This is a genomic window from Martelella sp., assembly GCF_984369615.1.
In genome coordinates, this window is the sequence record NZ_CFHTCS010000532.1 from 1 (window position 1) to 2,141 (window position 2,141).

Here is a 2,141-nt window from a genome sequence, read left to right on the forward strand (position 1 = left end):
GCCGATGACCACGTAGCCCGCCAGCGCATCGGCCGGAACCGCGCCGAGCGCGGCCATCAGCCCGAGCGCGATGGCGAGGTCGAAATGCGAGCCCTCCTTCGGCAGGTCGGCGGGCGCAAGATTGACCGTCACGCGTTTGGCCGGCAAGGCAAGGCCCGTGGCATGCAGCGCGGCCTGCACCCGTTCGCGGCTTTCGGCAACGGCCTTGTCCGGCAGGCCGACGATCTGCATGCCGATCTTGCCCGGCGCGACCATCACCTGAACATCGACCGGAACGCCTTCAATCCCCTGAAATGCGACCGTTTGAACCCTGGATACCATGTGAAGCCCCGCGCCGCCCGGCGTCCCCTCAAGAACAGTGTTTCATCAAACCCAATGGTTGCAAGGATTCCACAATGCGCGCCGATACGCAAGAACAAAAGATGAACTTCTTTTCATTCAGCTTTGCATTGGAGCTTGCGGGATGGACATTCGCGTTGCCGCCCCCGTAAACAAACGGAATAGGTTTGCCGAAGCAGAATGGCGGAGAATGGCATGGGACTGACGACGGAAGAACAGATCCTGATCGAGCAGCGGGTGACAAATGGCGCGAAATCGCCGGCGGCGGCCTATCTTCTGTGGTTCTTTGTCGGCTGGGCCGGCGCGCACCGGTTCTATCTCGGCCGGCCGGGATCAGCGATCGCCATGCTGCTTCTGAATGTCGTCGGCTGGCTGACAGCCGTCTTCATCATCGGTCTTGTGTTTCTTGCCGTCTTCGGCATCTGGTGGCTGGTCGACCTGTTCCTGATCTCGGGCATGATCGACGCCCAGAAGAGCGCGTTGCGCAACTCGCTCACGCAGCAGGCACTGGTTTCTCAGAAGCAATAAAACTCAGCCGCGCTTCTTCTCGATCGCGTCCCACATCAGGCTCGCGATATCGGCGCCGCCGAATTTCTTCACTTCGCGAATGCCGGTGGGGGAGGTGACGTTGATTTCCGTCATATAGTCGCCGATCACATCGATGCCGACGAGAATGAAGCCGCGCTCCTTCAGCGAAGGTCCGATGCGCGCGCAGATCTCTTCCTCGCGCGCCGTCAGTTCGGAAGGCTCCGCACGTCCGCCGACATGCATGTTGGAGCGGCTGTCGGTCTCTGCCGGCACGCGGTTGATCGCGCCGGCGAATTCGCCATCGACGAGGATGATGCGCTTGTCGCCCTTGCGCACGGCCGGCAGATAGGCCTGGGCAATATAGGGCTCGCGGAACATCTGCTCGAACATTTCCAGAAGCGAGGTGAAGTTGCGGTCGTCACGGGTGGAATGGAACACGCCGGCGCCGCCATTGCCGTAAAGCGGCTTCAGGATGATGTCGCCCATCTCCTCGCGGAACCGCGCGATCTCGCCGACATCCTTGGTGATCAGCGTCGGCGGCATCAGGTCGGCAAACTCGGTGACGAAGATCTTCTCCGGCGAATTGCGCACCCAGGCGGGATCGTTGACCACCAGCGTCTTCGGGTGGATGCGCTCCAGCATGTGGGTCGAGGTGATATAGGCCATGTCGAAGGGCGGGTCCTGGCGCAGCAGCACCACATCCATGGTCGAAAGATCGGTGCGCTCGGCGGGGCCGAGCGTGTAGTGGTCGCCTTCCACGTCGCGCAGCGTCATCGGTTCCACGGCGGCAATTATCTTGCCGTCCCTCAGCGTCAGCCGGTCGGGCGTATAGTGGTAGAGCTCATAGCCGCGGTTTTGCGCCTCCAGCGACATGGCGAAGGTCGAATCGCCTGCAATCTTCACGGTGGAGATATGGTCCATCTGGACGGCGACTTTTTTGATTGCGGCCATGAAACTGGAGCCCCCGGTCTGGTTTGAAGCGCCTCGATATGTAGTCACCGCGCGCGCGCTTGGCAATCGCCTTCAGTCAGGCGAGGATGCCCGAGACCGTGCACATCAGCAGATCGTGATCCGAAAGCGGCGTGCCTTCGTCATCCAGCGCATCCACCACGCGGCTTTCGGCAATCTGAAGGCCGCGCGACAAAAACCAGTCGAGCTTCATCGGCTGGGGATCCGTCCCGGAAATCAGGCTCGGGCGCGTGGTGATCCTGTCGTTCGGGCCGCCATGGCGCTGATAGCCTCCGTCGCGCGCCAGATCGAACAGGGTTTCCGCG

The 2,141-nt window shown here is 61.7% G+C and carries 3 protein-coding genes and 1 pseudogene; 1 reads left to right on the forward strand and 3 read right to left on the reverse strand.

Features of this window, described 5'->3' with window-relative positions; all coding sequences use genetic code 11:
• Window positions 1-321 (reverse strand): magnesium chelatase domain-containing protein (locus AC5DC2_RS23315; RefSeq protein ID WP_491700207.1); only part of this gene is annotated, 321 nt, incomplete at its 3' end.
• A gap of 213 nt (window positions 322-534) precedes the next feature.
• On the opposite strand from AC5DC2_RS23315, the gene AC5DC2_RS23320 reads away from it, so the two are divergent.
• Window positions 535-867, forward strand: coding sequence for a TM2 domain-containing protein (locus AC5DC2_RS23320; protein ID WP_036237606.1), 333 nt, complete (start codon window positions 535-537; stop codon window positions 865-867).
• Window positions 868-870: 3 nt separating this feature from the next.
• Here AC5DC2_RS23320 and gshB read toward each other — a convergent pair whose 3' ends face one another.
• Together gshB and AC5DC2_RS23330 are read right to left on the reverse strand one after the other, a co-directional pair.
• Complete coding sequence (gene gshB, locus AC5DC2_RS23325) at window positions 871-1,818, reverse strand: glutathione synthase (RefSeq protein WP_491700208.1); 948 nt, start codon at window positions 1,816-1,818, stop codon at window positions 871-873.
• 76 nt (window positions 1,819-1,894) lie between these two features.
• A pseudogene (locus AC5DC2_RS23330) lies at window positions 1,895-2,141 on the reverse strand (endonuclease); the annotation flags it as partial.